Raw genomic sequence first — 23,080 nt, 5'->3', positions numbered from 1 at the left:
TCCTGCGGCCCCGCGGCGGGCCATGCGCGCCGTGCGGCCCGCGATGCGTTGTTTGCATCGGTCTGGCGCCCGGGCCGGCCGCGCCCGCACACTGCGCCCGCGTCGGCCCGCCGCACCGGCCGGCCCGCACGAACACCGACAGGAGACCCGCCATGGCCACCAGCGCCGACTTCCGCATCGAACACGACCTCCTCGGCGACCGCGAGGTGCCCGCCGACGTCTACTACGGCGTGCACACGCTGCGCGCGATCGAGAACTTCCCGATCACCGGCACCACGATCGCGATCTACCCGGACCTCGTGCGGGCGCTGGCCTTCGTCAAGCAGGCGGCGGCCCATGCGAACCACGAGCTCGGCCTGCTGGACGCCCAGCGCTGCGACGCCATCGTGCGCGCCTGCGACGAGATCCTGGCCGGCCGGCTGCACGACCAGTTCGTCGTCGACGTCATCCAGGGCGGCGCAGGCACGTCGAGCAACATGAACGCCAACGAGGTCATCGCCAACCGCGCGCTCGAACTGCTGGGGCATGCCAAGGGCGAGTACCGGCACCTGCATCCCAACGAGCATGTCAACATCGGCCAGAGCACCAACGACGTCTATCCCTCGGCGCTCAAGATCGCCACCTGGTTCGGCATCCAGGGCCTGGTCGAGGCGATGGAGGTGCTGCGCCGCTCGTTCGCGGCCAAGGCGCTGGAGTTCAAGGACGTGCTGAAGATGGGCCGCACCCAGCTGCAGGACGCCGTGCCGATGACGCTGGGCCAGGAGTTCAGCACCTATGCCGTGATGATCGAGGAAGACCAGGCCCGGCTGCGCGAGGCCGCGCTGCTGATCTGCGAGATCAACATGGGTGCCACCGCCATCGGCACCGGCATCACCGCCCATCCCGACTACGCGCCGCTGGTGCTCAAGCACCTGCAGCGCATCACCGGCATCCCGCTGATGACGGCGCCCAACCTGATCGAGGCGACGCAGGACTGCGGCGCGTTCGTGCAGCTGTCCGGCGTGCTCAAGCGCGTGGCGGTCAAGCTGTCCAAGGTCTGCAACGACCTGCGCCTGCTGTCCAGCGGCCCGCGCGCCGGCCTGAACGAGATCAACCTGCCGCCGATGCAGGCCGGCTCCAGCATCATGCCGGGCAAGGTCAACCCGGTGATCCCGGAGGTCGTGAACCAGGTGGCCTTCGAGGTCATCGGCAACGACGTGACGGTCACGTTCGCGGCCGAGGCCGGCCAGCTGCAGCTCAACGCCTTCGAGCCCATCATCGCGCACAGCCTGTTCAAGAGCGTGGCGCACCTGCGCAGCGCCAGCCTGACGCTGGCCGCGCGCTGCGTGGACGGCATCACCGCCAACGCCGAGCACCTGCGCGGCCTGGTCGCCAATTCCATCGGCATCGTGACCGCGCTGAATCCCTACATCGGCTACGCCAACGCCACCGCCGTGGCGCAGGAGGCCCACGCCAGCGGCGGCAGCGTCTACGACATCGTGCTGGCCAAGGGCCTGCTCACGCGCGAGCAGCTCGACCGGATCCTGCGCCCCGAGGTGCTGACGCAGCCGGTGCCGCTGGCGCAGCCGTAGCCGTCCGCGCCGGCGGCGCACAATCGCCGGCATGGATGCGCGACCCCCTTCGGGCACCGGCCAGCCCGCCCATCGGCTGCACTGGTCGGTGCGCCTGAGCGCGCTGCAGCGCCAGGGCCTGGCGCTGCTGGCGGCGCTGGCGGGGGCGGTGGTCGCGATGCGGCAGAACGTGGGCGGCCCCGAGGTGCCCTGGCTGGCCGGCTGGCTGGCCTACAGCCTGGCGTACCTAGGGATCGCCTGGCGGCTGGCCCTGCCGCTGGACGCCACCGCCACGCGCCGGCGCGCGCGGTGGAACGACCCGGGCGCCGCGGCGCTGTTCATGCTGGTCGCGGGCGCGGCCTGCGCCAGCATCGTGGCCGTGGCGCTGGCCGTGGAGAGCAGCCGCGCGCTGCAGGGCCTGGCGCGCTGGAGCTACCTGGCGCTGGCCATGGCCGCGCTGGCGGCCTCCTGGCTGCTGCTGCAGACCGTGTTCGCGCTGCACTACGCGCGCGTGTACTACCGCTCCGAGCGGCAGGAGCAGGAGCCGGCCCGGGGCCTGGACTTCCCGGGCGGCCAGGCGCCGGACTACCTGGACTTCCTGTACTTCTCCGCCGTGATCGGCATGACCTCGCAGGTCTCCGACGTGACGGTGAGCAGCCGGCGCATGCGCCGGCTGACGCTGGTGCACGGCCTGCTGTCGTTCGCGTTCAACCTGATCGTGCTGGCGCTGGCCGTCAACGTGGTCGCCGGCAGCCTCGGCTGACGCGCGCCGGGTTGTCCAGCGGCGCTGTGGACATCCTTGGGGACAGGCGCTGAACGGCTGCGCCGAAGCCAGGCGCCATGCGGGTTTGCACGGGGTTGCCTGTTTTTTGGGCAGCGGCGCGGCCGGGCGGCCGCCAGCGCGGCGCGGCGTTTTGCGCCACAATCCGGCCCCCTCGGCCAGCCGCCGAGGCCGTTCCCGCCCCCTTGTCCAGTCCCGCTTCCTCCTCTTCCAGCGACGACGCCGCCGCCAGCGTGCTGCGCCATCCCGGGCTGCGCGCCTTCATGGCCGCGCGCGTGGCGGCCGTGCTGGCCACGCAGGTGCAGGCCGTGGTCGTGGCCTGGCAGGTCTACGACCTCACGCGCGAGCCGATGGCGCTGGCCTACGTGGGGCTGGCGCAGTTCCTGCCGATGCTGTGCCTGCTGCTGCCGGCCGGCGACCTGATCGACCGCTTCTCGCGCCGCACCATCCTGGCCGGCAGCTGGGTCGTCTCGGCCGGCTGCAGCGCGCTCCTGTGGTGGCTGTCGGGCCACGGGCTGGCCGGCGTGTCGGCGATCTACGGCGTGCTGGTACTGTACGGCTGCGCGCGCGCGTTCGCCGGGCCGGCGCTGCAGAGCCTGCTGCCGCAGATCGTGCCGCGCGCCCAGCTGGCGCAGGCGATCGCCGTCAACGGCATGCTGATGCGCAGCGCCACGATCACCGGCCCGTTCCTCGGCGGCGTGCTGTACGCGGCCGGCGGCGCGCCGCTGACCTACCTGGTGTGCCTGGCCTGCTTCGCGCTGGGCGCGCTGCTGCTGGCGCGCGTGACGGTGGACCATGCCGGCCCCCAGCTGGCGACGCAGGGCAGCATGTGGCAGCGCTTCGGCGCCGGCATCCGCTTCATCTGGACGCGGCCGGTGGTGCTGGGCTGCATCTCGCTGGACCTGTTCGCGGTGCTGCTGGGCGGCGTGGTGGCGCTGCTGCCGATCTACGCGCAGGAGGTGCTGCACGTGGGGCCGCAGGGGCTGGGCGCGCTGCGCAGCGCGATGGCCATCGGCGAGGTCGGCATGGGCCTGTTCCTGAGCATGAAGCCGCTGGACCGGCGCGTCGGCGCCACGATGTTCGGCGCGGTCGCGGTGTTCGGGCTGGCCAACCTGGTGTTCGCGCTGTCGCACTGGTTCTGGCTGTCGTTCGGCGCGCTGATGGTGGCCGGCATGGCCGACATGGTCAGCGTCTACATCCGCGGGGCGCTGGTGCAGTTCTCCACGCCGGACGGCATGCGCGGGCGCGTGCAGGCGGTGAACATGCTGTTCATCGGCTCGTCCAACGAACTCGGGGAGTTCCGCGCCGGCACCAGCGCGGCCTGGCTGGGCGCGGTGCCGGCGGCCGTGGCCGGCGGGCTGTGCACGCTGGCCGTGGTCGGCCTGTGGACGCGGCTGTTCCGCGGCATCGGCCGGCTGGACCGCTTCGAGCAGGCGGCTGCCGGGAGCGGGCGGCCTTGAAATCCCCGCTCCGCGGACCAGCTATGGCATACTGGCCCGGCTCCGGCGGCGCGATGGGCGCCCCGGCACACCAGAGAAGGAGGTCCCGATGACAGCATGCTTCATGGAAGGCGATGGCTTCGCATAAGGGCGACCCATCGTTCTGGAGGCCCAGCTTCGTGCTGGGCCTTTTGTTTTTTGCGGCCCTGATCTCGGTGGCGGTGTTCTTCTGGTGGCACCAGTGGCTGCGCCGCACCGCGCCGGCCGAGGCGCTGGAGAAGCAGCAGATCGTCGTGCTGTTGGCCGCCTGGCTGGCCGTGATCGGCTGGATCGTGACGGCTTGGACCTCGATCCGCAACTCGGTCAAGCAGCACACGGTGAACACGCTGCTGCAGTCGCGCCTGTCGGCCACCTACATGGAGCGCGCCGACCGCGTCAACAAGTTCTTCGGTGCCTACGAGCGGGCCCATCCGCTGGCCACGCGCGACCCCGAGCAGGACGCGACCGCCGGCATCGCCGGCGACGACGAGGAGGCGCTGCGCTACGTCCTGAACTACTTCGAGTACATCGCGATCGGCGTGCGCCACGGCGACCTGCACGAGGCCATGCTGCGCGCCAGCCTGCGTTCGATCCTGACCAAGACCACGTTCTACTCGCGCGACTGGATCGAGCGCCGGGTGGCCGGCGACGCGCACCTGCCGCGCAACCTGCTGCTCTACCGCAACCTGCGCTGGCTGTACCTGCGCTGGCGCGACGAGCGCGAAGTGCCGGCCAACGATCTGCGGCCGTTCTCGATGCTGCGCGGCTAGGCGCCGGACGGGCGGTCGAGCGCGGCCTTGACCGCCTGCCCCAGTTCCAGCACCGCCATCGCGTAGTAGCTGGACCAGTTGTAGCGCGTGATCACGTAGAAGTTCTCGGTGCCGGCCACGTACTGGGGTGCATCGCCGCCGTTCTGCAGTTCGACCAGCGCCAGCGGGCCGGCGTGCTGCAGCGCCGCGCCGTCGAGCCGCGCCCCCAGGGCCGTGAAGCGCTCGGCGCCGAAGGTCGGCAGGATGTCCGGCGCCAGCAGCGTGTCCATGTCGGCTTGCGGGTCCAGCGCCACCGGGTAGAAGGCTGGCATGCCGGTCTGCCAGCCGAAGGCCCTGAAGTAGTTGGCGACCGAGCCGATGGCGTCTTCGGCGCTGCCGAACAGGTCGACGCGGCCGTCGCCGTCGAAGTCCACCGCGTAGCGCACCCAGCTCGACGGCATGAACTGCGGCAGGCCCATGGCGCCGGCGAAGCTGCCGCGCCAGGCGCGCGGGTCGGTGCCGCTGCGGTCGGACAGGCTCAGCAGCTGCTCCAGCTCGCCGAGGAAGAAGGCGGCGCGTTCGGCCGCGCGCGGATGCGCCTTCGGGAAGTCGAAGGCCAGCGTGACCAGCGCGTCGATGGCCGGGAAGCTGCCGGTCTGCTGGCCGTAGATGGTCTCCACGCCGAGGATGCCGACGATGATCTCGGCCGGCACGCCGTAGGTGCGCTCGGCGCGGGCCAGCGCTTCGCGGTGCTGCTGCCAGAAGCGCACGCCGGCGCGGATGCGTGCCGGGTCGATGAAGCGGCTGCGGTAGACGCGCCAGTTCTTGGGCGTGCCGCGCGGCGCCGGCGCCATCAGCCGCTGCACCTGCGGCAGCAGCCGGGCCTGGCCGATGGCCTGGCGCACCCATTCGCGGTCCAGGTCGCGGCGGCTGGCGATGTCGTCGGCGGCCAGCAGTACCTCGGGGCGGGTCGCGTACAGCGGCCCGGGGGCACTGGCCGCTGCGGCCGCCGCGGCGGGGCGCTTCTTCGGCGTCTGGGCCGGGGCGGGCAGGGCGATCAGGGGCAGGGCGAACAGCGCCAGGCTGCAGCGGAGCAATCGGTTCATGGACGGAGTATCGGCGGGTGGGCGGCGGGCCAGCGCAGCTGCCGGGATTCGCGCCGCAGCGCCGCCAGGCTGGCCGGGCCGGCGCGCGCGTAGCGCTGCGCCTCCAGGCGCAGCAGCCAGCCGCGCAGCGCCGCGTGGTCGCCGGGCAGGCCGGCGTGCGCGAGCGCCTCGGCCAGCTGCCGCGGCGGCGCGTGCGGCGGCACCGCCAGGCCGGCGGCGCGCAGGCGGTCGCGCGCCTGGTCCAGCAGGCGCAGCCAGGGGTCGCGCCGGCGCCGTTCCCACAGCGCCCAGCCGGCGCCGCCCAGGCCGCCCAGCGCCAGCGCGCCGGCCAGCAGCCCGGCCAGGTCGGTCCAGTCGTCGGCGGAAAAGCCCAGGCGGCGCAGCAGGTCGAGCTGGCGGGTCTGCGTGTAGTTCAGCACCCATTGGTTCCAGCGGTTGTTGACGGCTTCCCAGACCGCGCGCAGCCGGGCCGCGATGTCCGGGTCGACGGCGCCGACGGCCGCGGCGAACGCGCCCTGGGGCGCGCGCAGGCGCTGCAGGCTGCCGATGCGGCCTGGCGCCACGGCGGCCGTGGGGTCCACCCGCACCCAGCCCCGGCCTGCGTGCCAGACCTCGGCCCAGGCGTGGGCGTCGCTCTGGCGCACGGTCCAGTAGCCGTCCACGCCGTTCATCTCGCCGCCCTGGTAGCCGGTGACGATGCGGGCCGGCACGTCCAGCGCGCGCATCAGCACCACGAAGGCCGAGGCGATGTGTTCGCAAAAGCCCTGCCTGCGGTCGAACCAGAACTCGTCGGCCTGGTGCTCGCCGTAGACGCCCGGCTCCAGCGTGTAGACATAGCCGCCGCCGCGCAGCCGCTGCAGGGCGGCCGCCACCAGCGCGGCGCTGCCGGCACCGGCCAGGCGCGGGTCGCGCCGCATCTCGGCGGCCAGCGCCAGCGTGCGCGGGTTGCGGCCGGGCGGCAGCTGCAGGGCGGGCTGCAGCGCGGCGGTGCGCTGCAGCGGCCCGTGGCGGAAGTCGACGTGGCTCTGCGCGCGGTAGCGCACGAGGTCGGTGACCGGCCGCGTGGCGAACCATTGCAGCTCGGCCGACTGCAGCGCGCGCAGGCCGGCCAGTTCCGGCGCGCGCGCCGCGGCGTCGAGCAGCAGCAGCCAGGGCCGGTTGTGCGGCTCCAGCGTGACCTCGTAGCGCACCGGCGCGCCGAGCACGCGCAGCGCGCCACCGGGCGGCGCGTCCAGGCCGAATTCCACCCGCGCCGGGCGCCAGCTGCGGCCGTCGTACTCGGTCAGCACCGGGCCGCGGAAGTACAGGTCGGGCTGGGCTGGCGGCGGCCCGTCGAAGCGCACGCGCATGGCGATGGCGTCGTCCAGCGCCAGGCTGGCCAGGCTGCCGACCTCCATCGTGGGCGACAGGCCGCTGCGCCCGCCCATCGCGTCGCCGGGGACGCTCCACAGCGGCGCCAGCCGCGGGAACAGCAGGAACAGCACCAGCATCACCGGCGCACCCAGCAGCACCATGCGCAGCGCCTGGCGCGCGGCCAGCGCCAGCGGCGGGCGGCCGACCGGCATGTGGGCGTTGACCAGCGCCGCCAGCAGGCCCAGCAGCCCGACCAGCATGGCGGCGGCGACGGCCAGCGATTGCGAGAAGAAGAAGTTCGTGAGCATCGTGAAGAAGCCCAGGAAGAACAGCACGAAGGCGTCGCGCCGTGCGCGCAGCTCCAGCGTCTTGAGCGCCAGCAGCGAGACCAGCAGCGTGACGCCGGCGTCGCGCCCGAGCAGCGTGCGGTGCGAGGCGAGCGTCAGCGCGACGGCCAGGCCGACCAGCGCCAGCAGCCACCAGCGCGCCGGCAGCGGGCGCGCGCCGAACGCCAGCCAGGCGCGCCAGGCCAGCACCGCCGCGGCCAGCGCGCTGCACCACGGCGGCAGCCGCGGCACCTGCGGCAGCAGGATCCAGCCGACCACGGCCAGCAGGAACAGCGTGTCGCGGCTGTCGCGTGGCAGGTTGCAAGGGCGGCGCAGCGGCCGGCTCAGCACAGCGCCAGCGCCTCCAGGCAGCGCCGCCGGTGGGCCGGGCCGCTGGCCGGCGGCAGCTGCAGGCCGGGCAGGCGCAGGCCGTACGGCAGGCCCAGCCGGTCGGCCTGCAGCACCCAGGCGCACAGGCGCGAGAGGCGGTGCTCGCGGCCGGCGGCGCCGGCGGCGGCTTCCAGGTCCAGCCACAGCGCGTGGCGCCGGGCCTGCCGGCTGTCGCGGCTGACCAGTTCGCCGGCCTTGGCGGCCTTCTTCCAGACCACACGCTTCAGCGGGTCGCCGCGGCGGTAGTCGCGCACGCCGTCGAACTCGCCGCTGCCGGCGGCCTGGTGCACGCCGCCGCCGGGGTCGGGGCTGCCGGGCGGCAGCGGCGGCGGGTGCGGCTCGGGCTGCGGGTAGACCAGCACCCGGGAGGCCGGCCGCCACAGCGCCCAGACGCGGAAGGCGCCCATCGGGTAGCGCGTCTCCAGGACCAGCGTGGGGATGGCGTGCAGGCCGCGCCGCGCCGGCGCGAAGGCCACGTGCACCTGGCTGCGGCCGCCGGCCGGCACGTCCACGTAGGCCAGCCGCCCAGTGCCGCGCAGGCTCGCGGCGATGCCGTGGCGCGGGGCGGCGCGGGTGCTGGCCAGTTCGATCGTGAGCTGGCAGGACGTGCCCAGGAACTGCGGCTCGGGCGGCAGCAGGTGCAGCTGCAGGCCGTGCAGCGTGGCGTGGCCCGCGTGCATGCCGGCCAGCGCGCAGCCGGCCAGCAGGAAGGTCAGCAGGTAGCCCAGGTTCAGCTGGTAGTTGATCGAGCCCAGCAGCAGCAGCGCCAGCGTGGCCGCCAGCATCAGTCCGGCGCGCGTGGGCAGGATGTAGAGGTTGCGCTGGGTCAGCGCCAGCGTGTCGCTGCGCGGCAGGCGCGCCTCCCACCAGGCCTGGAGGCGCAGGCGCCAGTGCGGCGGCGGGCTGCGGCGGCCCAGGACGGCGCTCACGGCAGCGGCACGGCCTCGACCATGGCGCGCACCTGCTCGACGGCGCCGCGGCCGGCGTCGCCGACCGGCACCAGCCGGTGCGCGATGGTCTGCGGCAGGATGGCCTGCACGTCGTCCGGCGCCACGTAGTCGCGCCCGCCCAGCAGCGCCTGCGCCTGGGCCGCGCGCACCACGGCGATGGCGGCGCGCGGCGACAGGCCCTGCAGGAACCAGCGGCCCGAGCGCGTGGCCGCGACCAGGTCCTGCAGGTAGTCCAGCAGCGGCCCGGCCAGGTGCACCTGCAGCACCTGCTGCTGCAGCGCCTGCAGCTCGCCGGGCGTCAGCAGCGCGGGCAGGGCGTCGACCAACTGGCGGCGGTCCGCGCCGGCCAGCAGCAGCCGTTCGGCGCCGCGGTCCGGGTAGCCGAGCGAGATGCGCATCAGGAAGCGGTCCAGCTGCGACTCCGGCAGCGCGAAGGTGCCGACCTGGTCCTGCGGGTTCTGCGTGGCGATCACGAAGAAGGGGCGCGGCAGCGCGCGCGTGGCGCCGTCGACGGTGACCTGCTTTTCCTCCATGGCCTCCAGCAGCGCGCTCTGCGTCTTGGGGCTGGCGCGGTTGATCTCGTCGGCCAGCAGGATCTGCGCGAACAGCGGGCCGGGATGGAACACGAAGGCTTCCTGGCCGCGCTCGTAGACCGACACGCCGGTCAGGTCGCTGGGCATGAGGTCCGAGGTGAACTGCACGCGCGAGAACTGCAGCCCGAAGCTGCGCGCCAGCGCATGGGCCAGCGTGGTCTTGCCGACGCCCGGGACGTCCTCGATCAGCAGGTGCCCGCCGGCCAGCAGGCAGGCCACGCAGTCCTGGATCTGCGCCGCCTTGCCGACGATCACGTCATTGAGCTGCCGCAAAAGCCGGCCGGCGGTGGCGTGTACGATCATCGCAGGACCATACCCGAAAACACCTGCGAGGGAGACGAGCGCCGTGAACCAGACTGGATACTTCAGCCACAGCGAGTGCCGCAGGCACGAGATGGGCCCCGGCCATCCCGAGTGCCCCGAGCGGCTGGACGCGATCGAGGACCGGCTGCTGGTCACCGGCGTGGGCGATGCGCTGGACCGCCGCGAGGCGCCGCCGGCCACCGTCGGCGACCTGGAGTTGGCGCACGGCCGCATGCACGTGGCGGCGATCCGCGGCATGACCGACAACCTGCAGGAGCAGATCGACGCCGGCGGCCCCACGCACGCGCAGATCGATCCCGACACCAGCCTGAACGTGCACACCTGGAGCGCCGCGCTGCATGCGGCCGGCGCCGCGCTGGCGGCGACCGACGCGGTGCTGGGCGGCGAGCTGGAGAACGCGTTCTGCGCCGTGCGCCCACCGGGCCACCACGCCTGCCGCAACCAGGCCATGGGCTTTTGCTTCTTCAACAACGTGGCGATCGCGGCGCGCTACGCGCTGGAGCGGCACGGCCTGTCGCGCGTGGCCATCGTGGACTTCGACGTGCACCACGGCAACGGCACCGAGGACATCGTGGCGGGCGACGACCGCATCCTGATGGTCAGCTTCTACCAGCATCCGTTCTACCCGCTGGACTGGAACTTCTCGCAGGCCGGCAACCTGGTCAACCTGCCGGTGCCGGCCTACACCCGCGGCATGGACGTGCGCGAGATGATCGACATGGCCTGGCTGCCGCGGCTGGATGAGTTCAAGCCCGAGATGATCTTCATCAGCGCCGGCTTCGATGCGCACCGCGAGGACGACATGGGCCAGCTCGGCCTGACCGAGCAGGACTACGCCTGGATCACGAGCCGCCTGAAGGACGTGGCCCGGCGCCATGCCAAGGGCCGCATCGTCAGCTGCCTGGAGGGCGGCTACAGCCTCAGCGCGCTGGCCCGCAGCGTGGAAGCCCACGTCCGCGTGCTGGCGGACCTGTAGCGGTCAGCTGCGCTCGCGCGGCGTGGTCGCCAGCAGCAGGCCGATCGCGACCGCGCCGATGAACGCCACGGCCAGCGCCAGCTTCTTCTGCGGTGCCGGGCGCCGCCGCTGGCTGCCGTGCACGGCCGGATGGCGCGAGGGTTCGAACAGGTTGCCCTGCGTGACCGGTTCGCGCTCGGCGCCGGCCAGGGCCCGGTCCACGGCCCACTTGCCGGCCCGGCCCAGCGTGGCCGGCGCCGCGGCCTGGGCCAGCCGGCCGGCCAGCGCGCCGGTGCCCAGCCACAGCGTCGGGCGCGGATGGCGCACCAGCCGCACGATGGCGGCGGCCACGGCTTCGGGGTCGACCAGCAGCCCGGGCGGCTGCAGCTTGCGGCCGGTGAAGTTGGCGCCATGGCGCAGGCCCGGCGTATCTACGATGGTCGGGCACACGTCGCAGACGTGCACGCCCGGCAGGTCGGACAGCTCGGCCCGCAGCGCGGCCGACCAGCCGCGCAGGCCGAACTTGCTGGCCGTGTAGGCGCTGGCGTAGGGCGCGGCGACCCAGCCGCCCAGCGAGATCATGTTGACCAGCACGCCGTTGCGCTGGGCGCGGAAGTGCGGCAGCACCGCGTGCGCGCCATGCATGTGTCCCAGCAGGTTGGCCTCGACCACCCGGCGGTGCGCCTCCATCGGCGTGGCCTCGAAGCGGCCGACCGCTCCCACGCCGACGTTGTTGATCCAGACGTCGATGCCGCCGAAGCGCCGCAGCGCGGCGCCGGCCAGCGCCCGCACGGCCTTGGCGTCGGTCACGTCGGTCGGCACGGCGATGGCCTGGGCGCCCAGGCGCGCGCACTGCGCGGCCACGCGCTCCAGCGCCTCGGCGCCGCGCGCGGCCAGCACCAGCCGGGCGCGGCGTTGGGCGAAGGCCATGGCGGTGGCGCGGCCGACGCCGCTGGACGCGCCGGTGATGACGACGACGGGGAAAGGGGGCAGGGAAGAGCGCATGTCGGGCGACGATACAGGTGTTGTTGTCGGGTGCGCAGAGCATAGAGGCATTGGCCGGGCTTGGCGACCGCCGCCCGCGGTGGGCAGGGATGTTCCCCACCCGGCGGCACGCCCGATCAGCGCCTGTCCCCTGCGTGTCTCCCCGGGTTGGCCGGCCGGCGGTGCACACTAGAATCATTCGGTTTGCCCGAGCCGGGGCATGCAAGCACCAACCTGAAAGAGGAGTCGTAGCCATGAAGATCCTGGTCCCCGTCAAGCGCGTGGTGGACTACAACGTGAAAGTCCGGGTGAAGTCGGACGCGAGCGGGGTGGACATTGCGAACGTGAAGATGTCGATGAACCCGTTCGACGAGATTGCGGTGGAAGAGGCGGTGCGCCTGAAGGAAAAAGGCGCGGCCACGGAAGTGGTGGCGGTGTCCTGCGGCGTGGCGCAATGCCAGGAGACGCTGCGCACGGCCATGGCCATCGGCGCGGACCGCGCGATCCTGGTGCAAAGCGACGCCGAACTGCAGCCGCTGGCGGTGGCCAAGCTGCTCAAGGCCCTGGTGGACAAGGAACAACCCGGGCTGGTGATCCTGGGCAAGCAAGCCATCGACGACGACTGCAACCAGACCGGCCAGATGCTGGCGGCGCTGGCCGAACTGCCCCAGGCCACCTTCGCCAGCAAAGTCGAAGTGGCCGGCGACAAAGTCAAGGTGACCCGCGAAGTCGACGGCGGGCTGGAGACGCTGGAACTGGCCACGCCGGCCGTCATCACCACCGACCTGCGCCTGAACGAGCCGCGCTACGTCACGCTGCCCAACATCATGAAGGCCAAGAAAAAGCCGCTGGAGACCGTCAAGCCCGAAGACCTCGGCGTAGACGTGCAAAGCAAGCTCAAGACCCTCAAAGTCAGCGAACCGCCCAAACGCTCGGCCGGCATCAAAGTCCCCGACGTCGCCACCCTGGTGGCCAAGCTCAAGAACGAAGCCAAGGTCATCTGAAGAAAGACACGCCATGAGCATCCTCGTCATCGCCGAACACGACAACGCCAGCCTCAAAAGCGCCACGCTGAACACCGTCACCGCCGCCCAAGCCTGCGGCGGCGACGTCCACGTGCTGGTCGCCGGCCACAACGCCGGCGCCGCCGCCCAGGCCGCCAGCCAGATCGCCGGCGTCGCCAAAGTCCTGCACGCCGACGCCCCCAGCCTGGCCCACGCCCTGGCCGAAAACATCGCCGCCCAAGTCCTGGCCATCGCCGGCGGCTACAGCCACATCCTGTTCGCGGCCACCGCCGGCGGCAAGAACGTCGCCCCGCGCGTAGCCGCCAGGCTGGACGTCGCCCAGATCAGCGACATCACCAAAGTCATCGGCGCCGACACCTTCGAGCGCCCGATCTACGCCGGCAACGCCATCGCCACCGTGCAAAGCGGCGACAGCGTCAAAGTCATCACCGTGCGCACCACCGGCTTCGACGCTGCCGCCGAAAGCGGCGGCAGCGCCGCGGTGGAAAGCCTCGCCGCCGTCGCCGACACCGGCAAGAGCGCCTTCCTCGGCTCGGAAATCGCCAAGAGCGAACGCCCCGAACTGACCGCCGCCAAGATCATCGTCTCCGGCGGACGGGCGCTGGGCAGCGCGGAGAAATTCAACGAAGTCATGACCCCGCTGGCCGACAAGCTCGGCGCGGCGATCGGAGCCAGCCGCGCGGCGGTGGACGCCGGCTACGCGCCCAACGACCTGCAGGTCGGGCAGACCGGCAAGATCGTGGCGCCGCAGCTGTACATCGCCGCGGGCATCAGCGGGGCGATCCAGCACCTGGCCGGCATGAAGGACTCCAAGGTGATCGTGGCGATCAACAAGGACCCGGAGGCGCCGATCTTCTCGGTGGCCGACTACGGGCTGGAGGCCGACCTGTTCCAGGCCGTGCCGGAGCTGGTCCAGGCGCTTTGAGGCCCTGAACCAGCGGCTGTTCCACGACAGGGGCATCGCGTTGCTGCGATGCCCTTTTTTCTTTGAGTGCAAGAGGAGATCCAGATGGCCTACGCCGCACCGCTGAAGGACATGCTGTTCAACATCCGCCATCTGGCGCGCATCGAGGAGATCGCGCGGATGCCGGGCTTCGAGGAGGCCGGCTACGAGACCGCGCAGGCCGTGCTGGGGGAGGCCGCCCGCTTCAACCAGGACGTGGTGGCGCCGCTGAACGAGGCCGGCGATCGCCATCCTTCGTCGTGGAAGGACGGCGTGGTCACGACCGCGCCCGGCTTCAAGGAGGCGTTCAAGCAGTTCACCGCCGGCGGCTGGCAGGGCCTGCAGCACCCGGCCGATTTCGGCGGCCAGGGCCTGCCCAAGACCATCGGCGCCGCTTGCGGCGAGATGCTGAACGCGGCCAACCTGAGCTTCGCGCTGTGCCCGCTGCTGACCGACGGCGCCATCGAGGCGCTGCTGACGGCCGGCAGCGACGAGCTCCAGGCCACCTACCTGGAGAAGCTCGTCAGCGGTGAATGGACCGGCACCATGAACCTGACCGAGCCGCAGGCCGGCAGCGACCTGGCGCTGGTGCGCACGCGCGCCGAGCCTTTGCCCGACGGCCGCTACAAGCTGTTCGGCACCAAGATCTTCATCACCTACGGCGAGCACGACATGGCGGACAACATCGTCCACCTGGTGCTGGCCCGCGTGCAGGGCGCGCCCGAAGGCGTCAAGGGCATCAGCCTGTTCGTGGTGCCCAAGTTCCTGGTGAACGCCGATGGCTCGCTGGGCGCGCGCAACGACGTGCGCTGCGTCAGCATCGAGCACAAGCTGGGCATCAAGGCCAGCCCGACGGCCGTGCTGCAGTTCGGCGATGCCGGCGAGGGCGCGATCGGCCAGCTGGTGGGCCAGGAGAACCGCGGCCTCGAATACATGTTCATCATGATGAACGCGGCGCGCTACGCCGTCGGCGTGCAGGGCATCGCCGTGGCCGAGGCCGCCTACCAGAAGGCCGCCGCCTATGCCAGGGAGCGCGTGCAGAGCCGCCCGGTGGACGGCAGCCTGCCGGCCAGCGCGCCCATCGTGCACCACCCCGACGTGCGTCGCATGCTGATGACCATGCGCGCGCTGACCGAGGGCTGCCGCGCCATGGCCAGCGTCGCCGCCGCGGCCTACGACGCCGCGCACCGCCATCCCGACGCCCAGGCCAGGCAGGACAACCAGACCTTCTACGAATTCATGGTGCCGCTGGTCAAGGGCTACAGCACCGAGATGAGCCTGGAGGTCACCTCGCTGGGCGTGCAGGTGCACGGCGGCATGGGCTTCATCGAGGAGACCGGCGCGGCGCAGTACTACCGCGACGCGCGCATCCTGCCGATCTACGAAGGCACGACCGCGATCCAGGCGAACGACCTGGTGGGCCGCAAGACCGGGCGCGACGGCGGCCGCACGGCCAAGGCCATCGCCGCGCAGATCGAGGCGACCGAGGCGGAGCTCGGCCGCAGCGGCAGCGCCGACGCGCAGGCCGTGGCGCGCCGGCTGCAGGCCGCGCGGCAGGCCTTCGTCGACGTGGTGGACTTCATCGCCGCGCAGGGCAGGGGCGACCCGAACGCCGCCTATGCCGGCTCCGTGCCCTACCTGCTGCTGGCCGGCAACCTGGTCGCGGGCTGGCAACTGGCGCGCGCGCTGCTGGCGGCCGAGCAGCACCGCGACGAGGACCCGGCCTTCGCGCAGGCCAAGATCGCCACGGCGCGCTTCTATGCCGAGCACATCCTGCCGCGCACCGCGGGCCTGCGCGAGGCCATCGTCGAAGGCGCCGCCAGCGTGATGGCCCTGCCGCCCGAAGCGTTCTGAAACCGCCCCGCACCGTACGGAGACCCATGTCCACACTGCCCGCCCCGCTGGACCGCCTGCCGTTGCCCATCATCGGCTCGCCGCTGTTCATCATCAGCAACCCCCGGCTGGTCATCGCGCAATGCACGGCCGGCGTGCTCGGCTCCATGCCGGCGCTGAACGCGCGGCCCGCCGAGCAGCTCGACGAATGGCTGGCCGAGATCACCGAGGCGCTGGCCGCCTGGAACCGGGACCATCCGGACCAGCCGGCCGCGCCGTTCGCGGTCAACCAGATCGTGCACAAGTCCAACCCCCGGCTCGAGCACGACATGGAACTGTGCGTGAAGTACAAGGTGCCGGTCATCATCACCTCGCTGGGCGCGCGCGAGGACATCAACGCCGCGGCCCACGGCTACGGCGGCGTGGTGCTGCACGACATCATCAACGACCGCTTCGCGCGCAAGGCGATCGAGAAGGGCGCCGACGGCCTGGTCGCGGTGGCGGCCGGCGCCGGCGGCCACGCCGGCACCAAGAGCCCGTTCGCCCTGGTGCAGGAGATCCGCCGGTGGTTCGACGGGCCGCTCGCGCTGTCGGGCTGCATCGCCACCGGCGGCGCGGTGCTGGCGGCGCAGGCCATGGGCGCGGACTTCGCGTACATCGGCTCGGCCTTCATCGCGACCGAGGAGGCGCGCGCCAGCGAGGCCTACAAGCAGGCCATCGTGGACGGCAGCTCCGATGACATCGTCTACAGCAGCCTGTTCACCGGCGTGCACGGCAACTACCTGGCGCCGTCGATCCGCGCGGCCGGCCTGGACCCGGACCACCTGCCCGAGGGCGATCCGAGCACGATGAACTTCCACAGCGGCGCCGACAAGAAGGCCTGGAAGGACATCTGGGGCTGCGGCCAGGGCATCGGCGCGGTCGACCGCGTGCGCCCGGCGGCCGAGTTCATCGCGCAGCTGCGGCGCGAGTACCAGCAGGCGCGGGCGCGGCTGCTGGGCTGACCGGCTACTCCGCCGCCCGCGTGGGCACCGGCGGGGACTCGACGGCCGCGTGCGTGGCGTGCGGCAGGTCCAGGCCCTTCTGCCGGTCGCGGAACAGCGCCGCGCGCATCAGGAAGATGGTCGTGACCGGCGCCGTCAGCGCGACGAACAGCGCGATCAGCACCGCGTGCAGGAACAGGTGCGTGCCCTGCACCGAGAAGTACACGACGGTCGCCAGCATCACGCACCAGGCGCCGGCCGTGGCGCCCAGCGTGGGGGCGTGGATGCGGTTGTAGAAGCTCGGCAGGCGCACCAGGCCGAACGAGCCGATGGCGGCGAAGGCGGCGCCGGCGACCGCGAGGACGGCCGTCAGGATCTCGGCCCACAGCGGCAGTGCGTTCATGGCCGCGTCCTCCTCATTCGATCACCTCGCCGCGCAGCAGGAACTTGGCCAGCGCCGTGGAGCCGACAAAGCCGAACAGCGCGATCAGCATCGCGGCCTCGAAGTACACGTTGCTGGTGTAGGTGATGCCCAGCACCAGCATGGTCAGCATGCCGTTGATGTAGAGGCAGTCGAGCGCCATCACGCGGTCCTGCGCGGCCGGGCCGACCAGCAGCCGGAACAGCGCGCACAGCATGGCCACGGCCAGCAGGAACAGGGCGATCTTCAGGCCCCAGAACAGGATGGGTGTCATGCGGGCTCTCCTTCGGACTGGAAGATCTCCAGCAGCGGGCGCTCGTAGCGCTCCTTCAGGCGGGTGATGAAGTCCTGTTCGTCCACCAGGTCGAACACGTGGATCAGCAGCGCGGTGCGGTCCAGCGACAGCTCGCCCCAGGCGGTGCCGGGCGTCAAGCACATGATCATCGCCAGCACCGCCAGGCCGTTGGGGTCGCGCAGTTCCAACGGCACGACGACGAAGTAGCTGTTGAGCCGCACGTTGCGCCGCGTCAGCACCAGCCAGGCCACGTTCTTGGCCGAGACCAGCATGTCGGCGATGGCCATGCCGGCCAGCCGCAGCGCCACGCGCGGCCTGTGCATGCGCGCGGTGGCCGGCCGCAGGCTCTTGGTCAGCAGCGGCACGACCAGGGCCAGCACGATGCCGGACAGCAGCGTCGTGGCCTCGACCGACTGGTGCAGCAGCAGCCAGACGACGAACAGCGTGCCCGACAGCGGCGGCGAAGGTACCCACCGCTTCATGGCCTGGCCTCCCGGTGCGCCGGCGCCGGCACCTGCCGCGCGGCGAGCACGGCCTGCCGGTAGGACAGCGAGGTGCGCAGGCCCTCGGCCGTCAGCTCGGCATGCTGCATCACCGGGCCGGCGCCGATGGTCAGCCCGATGGCGGTGGCCAGCAGCAGCGCGACCGGCAGCACCTCCAGCGCCGGCAGCGCCGGCAGGCTGGCATGCGGCTGGTTCCAGAAATGGCGGATACCGGCGCGGCACAGCGCCACCAGCGTCAGGAAGCCGCCCAGGATCAGCAGCACCATCACGGTCACCGATCCGGGGCTGAGTACGGACGCCTGCAACAGCCCATCGAGCATGGCGAACTTGCCGACGAAACCCGACAGCGGCGGCAGCCCGGCCAGCAGCAGCGTGCACAAGATGAAGGCCAGCCCCAGGAAGGCGACGCCGGCCGGGATCGCGCGGCCGAACAGCGCCTGCGCGTCGTCGTCCAGGTTCACGTCGGACATCAGCCGCAGGTCCTCGCTGAGGAAGGGGGCGTCGTCCTCGCGGGCATGCGGCGCCACGCTGGTGCCGTTGCGCCAGCGCTCGACGATGTCGGTCAGCAGGAACAGCGCGCTGACGGCCAGCGTGGAGCTGAGCAGGTAGTACAGCGCGCCGGCCCAGACCGCGTGCTGGCCCAGCCCCACGGCCGCCAGCAGCGTGCCGGCGGAGACCACGACGCTGTAGGCGGCCAGCAGGGCCAGCCGCTGCGTGCCGAGTACGCCCAGCGCGCCGACCAGCAGCGTGACCAGCCCCAGCGCGAGGATCACGCTCTGGCCGAACTGCGCCGAGGCGCCGGCGTCGGGCGCGAACAGCACGGTCCACAGCCGCAGCACGGTGTAGACGCCCAGCTTGGTCAGCAGCGCGAACACGGCGCCGACCGGCGCGACCACGCTGCCGTAGGCCGGCACCAGCCAGAAGTTCAGCGGCCAGGCGCCGGCCTTGGCGAAGAAGGCCGTGGCCAGGATCGCGGCAGCGGCGTGCACCAGGCCGCGGTCGGCCGCGTCCAGCGTGGCGATGCGCTGGCCCAGGTCGGCCATGTTCAGCGTGCCGGTCACGCCGTACAGCATGGCCGCGCCGATCAGGAACAGCGAGGACGCCGCGAGGTTGATCGCGATGTAGTGCAGCCCGGCCTGCACGCGCTGGCGGCCCGAGCCGTGCAGCAGCAGCCCGTAGGAGGCGGCCAGCATCACCTCGAAGAACACGAACAGGTTGAACAGGTCGCCGGTCAGGAAGGCGCCGTTCAGCCCCATCAGCTGCAGCTGCAGCATCGGGTGGAAGTGCACGCCGACGCGGTCCCAGCGCGAGGTGGAGTAGATCGAGGCGGCGAACGCGATCACGCCGGTCAGCGCCACCATCATCGTGGACAGCCGGTCGGCCACCAGCACGATGCCGAACGGCGCCATCCAGTTGCCGGCCAGGTAGACGCCGATGGAGCCCGGCCCGCCGCCGGTGTCCGGCGCGTTGACCCAGCGCAGCAGCATCAGCGCCACCAGCAGGCCGAGCAGGCCGGAGACCACGGTCAGCGCGGCCTTGGTCTTGCGCTGGTGCTCCTCCAGCAGCAGCATCAGCGCGGCCGTCAGCATGGGCAGCACGATGGGCGCGGCGATCAGGTGCGGCATGCTGAATTCCAGCAGCCGGTCCAGCAAGCGCATGGCGTCGGCGAACAGCGCGCTCATTCGGCCGCCTCGCTGCGTTCGCGGCCGTCCACGTGGTCGGTGCCGGTGAGCCCGCGCGAAGCCAGCAGCACCACCAGGAACAGCGCCGTCATCGCGAAGCCGATGACGATGGCCGTCAGCACCAGGGCCTGCGGCATCGGGTCGGCCGTGTTGGTCAGCGTGGCGACCACGCCGGGCACCAGCAGCGGTTCGCTGTCCACCTTCAGCCGGCCCATGCTGAAGATGAACAGGTTCACGGCGTAGGAGATCAGCGTCAGGCCCATGATGACCTGGAAGGTGCGCGGGCGCAGCAGCAGGTACACGCCCGAACTCGTGAGCACGCCGATGGCGATGGCCAGGACGATTTCCATCAGTGTTCCTCCGCGCCGCCCGACAGCGCGGCCCGCGCCTCGGCCATGCGCTGCTCCTGTTCCTCGGACCAGCGGTGGCTGCGCACCGACTGGTGCGCCAGCCCGGTCAGGATCAGCATGGTCGAGCCCAGCACCAGCGCGAACACGCCGGTGTCGAAGAACAGCGCGCTGGGGATGTGCAGCTCGCCGAGCACCGGTAGCGTCACGTGGGCCGTGTGCGTGGTCATGAACGGGTAGTGCAGCAGCAGCGCGCCGCCGCCGGTGGCGATGGCCAGCAGCAGGCCGGTGGCGATCCAGCGGCGCGGATAGATGCGCAGATGCTCCTCCACCCACTCCGTACCCGAGACGATGAACTGCAGCAGCAGCGCCACCGACATCACCAGCCCCGCCACGAAGCCGCCGCCGGGCGCGTTGTGGCCGCGCAGGAAGAAATAGACCGACACCAGCACCGCCAGCGGCAGCAGCAGCCGCACCAGCACGGCCGGCACCATCAGGTAGCCGACGGCGGTGTCCTTGGCCAGGCGCGGGTTGAACACGTCGCTGCTGCCGTCATCGGACTGCGCCAGCTGCTGCGGCGGCAGCGCCATGGACTCGGGCGCCGGGCGGAAGCGCCGCAGCAGCGCGTACACCGTCAGCGCCACGATGCCCAGCACCGTGATCTCGCCGAAGGTGTCGAACGCGCGGAAGTCCACCAGCATCACGTTGACGACGTTGGTGCCGCCGCCCTCGGTCAGCGCACGGTCCAGGAAGAACGGCGAGATGCTCTGCGGGAAGCGCCGCGTCATCACCAGCCAGGCCAGCGCCGCCATGCCGCAGCCGGCGGCGGCGGCGACCACCAGGTCGCGCGCGCGGCGCGCCCAGGGCAGCACGCGCTCGCGCGCGGACTGCGCGGCTTTCTTGCTGCGCATCGGCAGCCAGCGCAGGCCCAGCAGGATCAGCACCGTGGTCACGGCCTCGACGACCAGCTGCGTCAGCGCCAGGTCGGGCGCGGAGAACCAGATGAAGGTCAGGCAGCAGGTCAGCCCCGCGCCGGAGGCCAGCATCAGCGAGGCCAGCCGGTGGAACTTGGCCTGCCAGGCCGCCCCCACCGCGCAGACGCTGCCGATCACCCAGGTCATCGCGAACATCGGCGAGAAGCTCAGCGCCGGGCGCCCGCCCTGCGTGGCCGGCTCGAACCACAGCGAGGCGCCGGCACCCGCCAGCGCCACCAGCACCAGCAGCAGCAGCTGGGTCTGCAGCCGCCGCGTGGCCAGCAGCCGGCGGCTGCTGCGGCCGGCTTCCGACAGGCGCGCGAGCAGGTGCTCGAACATGCGCTGGCCGTCGAGCACGTGCAGCACCGGCGTGCGCGCCAGCCGGCCGCGCGTGCGCGCGCGGCGCTGCGCCAGGTACAGCAGCGCACCGCCGGCCAGCGCCACGAAGCTCATCGCCAGCGGCAGGTTGAGTCCGTGCCAGACCGCCAGGCTGTACTGCGGCAGCTGGCCGCCGACCACCGGCGCCGCCGCGGTGGCCAGCAGCGGGCCGACCGACCATTCCGGCGCCACGCCCACGACCAGGCAGGCCAGCACCAGCAGCTCCACCGGCACGCGCATCCAGTGCGGCGGCTCGTGCGGCGTGCGCGGCACCTGGCCGACGCAGGACGGGCCGAAGAACACGTCGAACACGAAGCGGGCGGAATAGGCCACGCTGAACAGCCCGGCCACCGTGGCCAGCACCGGCAGCCCGCGGTCGACCCAGGGCGTGGACTGCAGGAACACCGTCTCGGCGAAGAACATCTCCTTGGACAGGAAGCCGTTCAGCAGCGGCACGCCGGCCATGGAAGCGCTGGCGATGATGGCCAGCGTGCCGGTGATCGGCATCAGCTTCAGCAGGCCCGAGAGCTTGCGGATGTCGCGCGTGCCGCTCTCGTGGTCGATGATGCCGGCGGCCATGAACAGCGAGGCCTTGAAGGTCGCGTGGTTCATGATGTGGAAGACCGCGGCGACGGCGGCCATCGGGCTGTTCAGCCCCAGCAGCAGCGTGATCAGGCCCAGGTGCGAAATCGTCGAATAGGCCAGCAGCGCCTTCAGGTCGTTCTGGAACATCGCCACGTAGGCGCCCAGCAGCAGCGTGGCGGCGCCGGCGCCGCCGACCATCCAGAACCACTGCTCGGTGCCGGCCAGCGCCGGCCACAGCCGCGCCAGCAGGAACACGCCCAGCTTGACCATCGTGGCCGAATGCAGGTAGGCCGAGATCGGCGTGGGCGCGGCCATCGCCCGCGGCAGCCAGAAATGGAACGGGAACTGAGCGCTCTTGGTGAACGCGCCCAGCAGCACCAGCGCCAGCGCCGTCGCGTACAGCGGATCGGCCTGGATGCGCGCGCCGGTGGCCAGCACCGCGTCGAGCTCGTAGCTGCCGGCGATGCGCCCCAGCAGCAGCACGCCGGCCAGCAGGCACAGCCCGCCGGCGCCGGTGACCGTGAGCGCCATGCGCGCGCCGCGCCGCGCGTCGCGCCGGTGGTGCCAGTAGCCGATCAGCAGGAACGAGAACAGGCTGGTCAGCTCCCAGAACAGCACCAGCTGCACCAGGTTGCCCGACAGCACCACCCCCATCATGGAGCCCATGAAGGCCAGGAAGAACGAGAAGAAGCGCGGCACCGGGTCGGACGACGACAGGTAGTAGCGCGCATACAGCACGACCAGCGTGCCGATGCCGGTGACCAGCATGCCGAACAGCCAGGCGAAGCCGTCCAGCCGCAGCACGATGTTCACGCCCAGCGTCGGCAGCCACAGGTACTCCTCGCGCAACACCTGGCCCCCGGCCACCTGGGGAAACATCATGCCCAGCTGGATGGCACTGCCCAGCGCCACCAGGCCTGCCAGCGTCGCCTCGCGGTTGCGGGCGTACGAGGGCAGGAACATCGCCAGGACGCTGCCGAGGAAGGGGACGAGGACGAGCAGTGCCAGGGACATTCCGATCAATTTTATCGATGGATCGTGTACGTTCCTTTGGCGTTTCCCTCGCGGGCATGGACCTTTGCAGCGGGCTCAGGGCGCGGTTTCGTCGGCCACCCATTGGGCATACGGCGGGTGCACACCGTCGAGCTGCAGCGCGTAGACCGCCGGCAGCGCGTAGGGGTGCAGCGCCACGATGGCCTGCTGCAGCGCGGCCACGCCGGCGGCACTGGTCTTGCAGACCAGGCGCACCTCGGGCTCGTGCTGCACGGCGCCCTCCCAGCGGTAGAAGCTCTCGATCGCCGACAGCTGCACGCACGCGGCCAGGCGGCGCTCGACCAGCGTGCGGGCCAGGGCGCGGGCGGCGGGCAGGTCGGGGAGGGTGGTGAAGACGGCGTGGGTGGCGGGCATGGTGACGGCGGGAAAAGCTGCTGGCGAGGGGCACATTTATCCGCGAAATTTTAGGCGTCCTAAATCGGCGAAGGCGTAATCAAGATGGATGAAAAATCAAGAGCTTGAAGCCTGCTGGCCGTTGACTTGGGCCGCTGGGGGTGCTTAGGATCGATGGGTCTAAAT

At 71.8% G+C, this 23,080-nt stretch carries 21 protein-coding genes; 9 read left to right on the top strand and 12 right to left on the bottom strand.

Translation table 11 applies throughout. The features are described 5' to 3' along the window. The first annotated feature begins 152 nt into the window (after positions 1-152). From aspA to QM782_RS24010, 4 genes are all read left to right on the top strand, one after another. Entirely contained in the window at positions 153-1,571 is a 1,419-nt protein-coding gene (gene aspA / locus QM782_RS24025) for an aspartate ammonia-lyase (RefSeq protein ID WP_415205378.1), read from the top strand. A 31-nt stretch (positions 1,572-1,602) separates the two neighbouring features. Beyond that, positions 1,603-2,313, top strand: coding sequence for a DUF1345 domain-containing protein (locus QM782_RS24020; protein WP_415205377.1), 711 nt, complete (start codon positions 1,603-1,605; stop codon positions 2,311-2,313). Positions 2,314-2,516: 203 nt separating this feature from the next. Beyond that, the gene (locus QM782_RS24015; RefSeq protein WP_415205376.1) at positions 2,517-3,791 is read left to right on the top strand and encodes an MFS transporter; all 1,275 of its coding nucleotides are present in this window, start codon (positions 2,517-2,519) and stop codon (positions 3,789-3,791) included. A 113-nt stretch (positions 3,792-3,904) separates the two neighbouring features. Continuing rightward, positions 3,905-4,579, top strand: coding sequence for a DUF4760 domain-containing protein (locus tag QM782_RS24010; RefSeq protein ID WP_415205375.1), 675 nt, complete (start codon positions 3,905-3,907; stop codon positions 4,577-4,579). On the opposite strand, the gene mltB is transcribed toward QM782_RS24010, so the two are convergent. The 4 genes from mltB to QM782_RS23990 are packed head-to-tail and all read right to left on the bottom strand — an operon-like array spanning position 4,576 to position 9,579. Next, positions 4,576-5,664, bottom strand: coding sequence for a lytic murein transglycosylase B (mltB, locus tag QM782_RS24005; protein ID WP_415205374.1), 1,089 nt, complete (start codon positions 5,662-5,664; stop codon positions 4,576-4,578). The genes QM782_RS24010 and mltB overlap by 4 nt on opposite strands. Then, complete coding sequence (locus tag QM782_RS24000) at positions 5,661-7,691, bottom strand: DUF3488 and transglutaminase-like domain-containing protein (RefSeq protein ID WP_415205713.1); 2,031 nt, start codon at positions 7,689-7,691, stop codon at positions 5,661-5,663. The genes mltB and QM782_RS24000 overlap by 4 nt, the downstream gene beginning before the upstream one ends. Then, positions 7,688-8,662: a DUF58 domain-containing protein gene (locus QM782_RS23995; RefSeq protein WP_415205373.1), complete on the bottom strand. Its 975-nt coding sequence runs from the start codon at positions 8,660-8,662 to the stop codon at positions 7,688-7,690. Before QM782_RS23995 ends, QM782_RS24000 begins: the two co-directional genes overlap by 4 nt. After that, positions 8,659-9,579 (bottom strand): AAA family ATPase, encoded by a 921-nt coding sequence (locus QM782_RS23990; protein WP_415205372.1) that lies wholly within the window; start codon positions 9,577-9,579, stop codon positions 8,659-8,661. Before QM782_RS23990 ends, QM782_RS23995 begins: the two co-directional genes overlap by 4 nt. A 43-nt stretch (positions 9,580-9,622) precedes the next feature. Here QM782_RS23990 and QM782_RS23985 point away from each other — a divergent pair, with 43 nt between their 5' ends. Continuing rightward, positions 9,623-10,576 (top strand): histone deacetylase family protein, encoded by a 954-nt coding sequence (locus QM782_RS23985; RefSeq protein WP_415205371.1) that lies wholly within the window; start codon positions 9,623-9,625, stop codon positions 10,574-10,576. 3 nt (positions 10,577-10,579) lie between these two features. On the opposite strand, the gene QM782_RS23980 is transcribed toward QM782_RS23985, so the two are convergent. Continuing rightward, positions 10,580-11,560, bottom strand: a complete 981-nt coding sequence (locus tag QM782_RS23980; protein ID WP_415205370.1) for an SDR family oxidoreductase — start codon at positions 11,558-11,560, stop codon at positions 10,580-10,582. A gap of 233 nt (positions 11,561-11,793) precedes the next feature. Here QM782_RS23980 and QM782_RS23975 point away from each other — a divergent pair, with 233 nt between their 5' ends. The 4 genes from QM782_RS23975 to QM782_RS23960 all read left to right on the top strand — a co-directional run bounded on the left by QM782_RS23975 (position 11,794) and on the right by QM782_RS23960 (position 16,344). Continuing rightward, positions 11,794-12,543, top strand: a complete 750-nt coding sequence (locus QM782_RS23975) for an electron transfer flavoprotein subunit beta/FixA family protein (RefSeq protein WP_415201339.1) — start codon at positions 11,794-11,796, stop codon at positions 12,541-12,543. 13 nt (positions 12,544-12,556) lie between these two features. After that, positions 12,557-13,489: an electron transfer flavoprotein subunit alpha/FixB family protein gene (locus QM782_RS23970; protein WP_415203863.1), complete on the top strand. Its 933-nt coding sequence runs from the start codon at positions 12,557-12,559 to the stop codon at positions 13,487-13,489. Positions 13,490-13,573: 84 nt separating this feature from the next. Further along, the gene (locus QM782_RS23965) at positions 13,574-15,361 is read left to right on the top strand and encodes an acyl-CoA dehydrogenase (protein ID WP_415205369.1); all 1,788 of its coding nucleotides are present in this window, start codon (positions 13,574-13,576) and stop codon (positions 15,359-15,361) included. A 26-nt stretch (positions 15,362-15,387) separates the two neighbouring features. Continuing rightward, the gene (locus QM782_RS23960; protein WP_415205368.1) at positions 15,388-16,344 is read left to right on the top strand and encodes an NAD(P)H-dependent flavin oxidoreductase; all 957 of its coding nucleotides are present in this window, start codon (positions 15,388-15,390) and stop codon (positions 16,342-16,344) included. 4 nt (positions 16,345-16,348) lie between these two features. Here QM782_RS23960 and mnhG read toward each other — a convergent pair whose 3' ends face one another. From mnhG to cutA, 7 genes are all read right to left on the bottom strand, one after another. Next, positions 16,349-16,726, bottom strand: a complete 378-nt coding sequence (mnhG, locus tag QM782_RS23955) for a monovalent cation/H(+) antiporter subunit G (protein WP_415205367.1) — start codon at positions 16,724-16,726, stop codon at positions 16,349-16,351. Positions 16,727-16,739: 13 nt separating this feature from the next. Then, the gene (locus QM782_RS23950) at positions 16,740-17,018 is read right to left on the bottom strand and encodes a K+/H+ antiporter subunit F (protein ID WP_415205366.1); all 279 of its coding nucleotides are present in this window, start codon (positions 17,016-17,018) and stop codon (positions 16,740-16,742) included. Continuing rightward, positions 17,015-17,521 (bottom strand): Na+/H+ antiporter subunit E, encoded by a 507-nt coding sequence (locus QM782_RS23945; RefSeq protein WP_415205365.1) that lies wholly within the window; start codon positions 17,519-17,521, stop codon positions 17,015-17,017. Before QM782_RS23945 ends, QM782_RS23950 begins: the two co-directional genes overlap by 4 nt. Next, positions 17,518-19,224: a monovalent cation/H+ antiporter subunit D gene (locus QM782_RS23940; RefSeq protein WP_415205364.1), complete on the bottom strand. Its 1,707-nt coding sequence runs from the start codon at positions 19,222-19,224 to the stop codon at positions 17,518-17,520. Before QM782_RS23940 ends, QM782_RS23945 begins: the two co-directional genes overlap by 4 nt. Beyond that, positions 19,221-19,574, bottom strand: a complete 354-nt coding sequence (locus QM782_RS23935) for a Na+/H+ antiporter subunit C (protein WP_415205363.1) — start codon at positions 19,572-19,574, stop codon at positions 19,221-19,223. Before QM782_RS23935 ends, QM782_RS23940 begins: the two co-directional genes overlap by 4 nt. Then, positions 19,574-22,522: a monovalent cation/H+ antiporter subunit A gene (locus QM782_RS23930; RefSeq protein WP_415205362.1), complete on the bottom strand. Its 2,949-nt coding sequence runs from the start codon at positions 22,520-22,522 to the stop codon at positions 19,574-19,576. The genes QM782_RS23935 and QM782_RS23930 overlap by 1 nt, the downstream gene beginning before the upstream one ends. Positions 22,523-22,597: 75 nt before the next feature. After that, positions 22,598-22,915, bottom strand: a complete 318-nt coding sequence (gene cutA, locus QM782_RS23925) for a divalent-cation tolerance protein CutA (RefSeq protein WP_415205361.1) — start codon at positions 22,913-22,915, stop codon at positions 22,598-22,600. Positions 22,916-23,080 lie beyond the last annotated feature (165 nt).

It is taken from the genome of Pseudorhodoferax sp., from assembly GCF_047601025.1.
Classification (GTDB): domain Bacteria; phylum Pseudomonadota; class Gammaproteobacteria; order Burkholderiales; family Burkholderiaceae_C; genus Pseudorhodoferax.
Note: the sequence above shows the minus strand (reverse complement) of the source record. Positions and strands in the feature narration are given on the sequence as shown.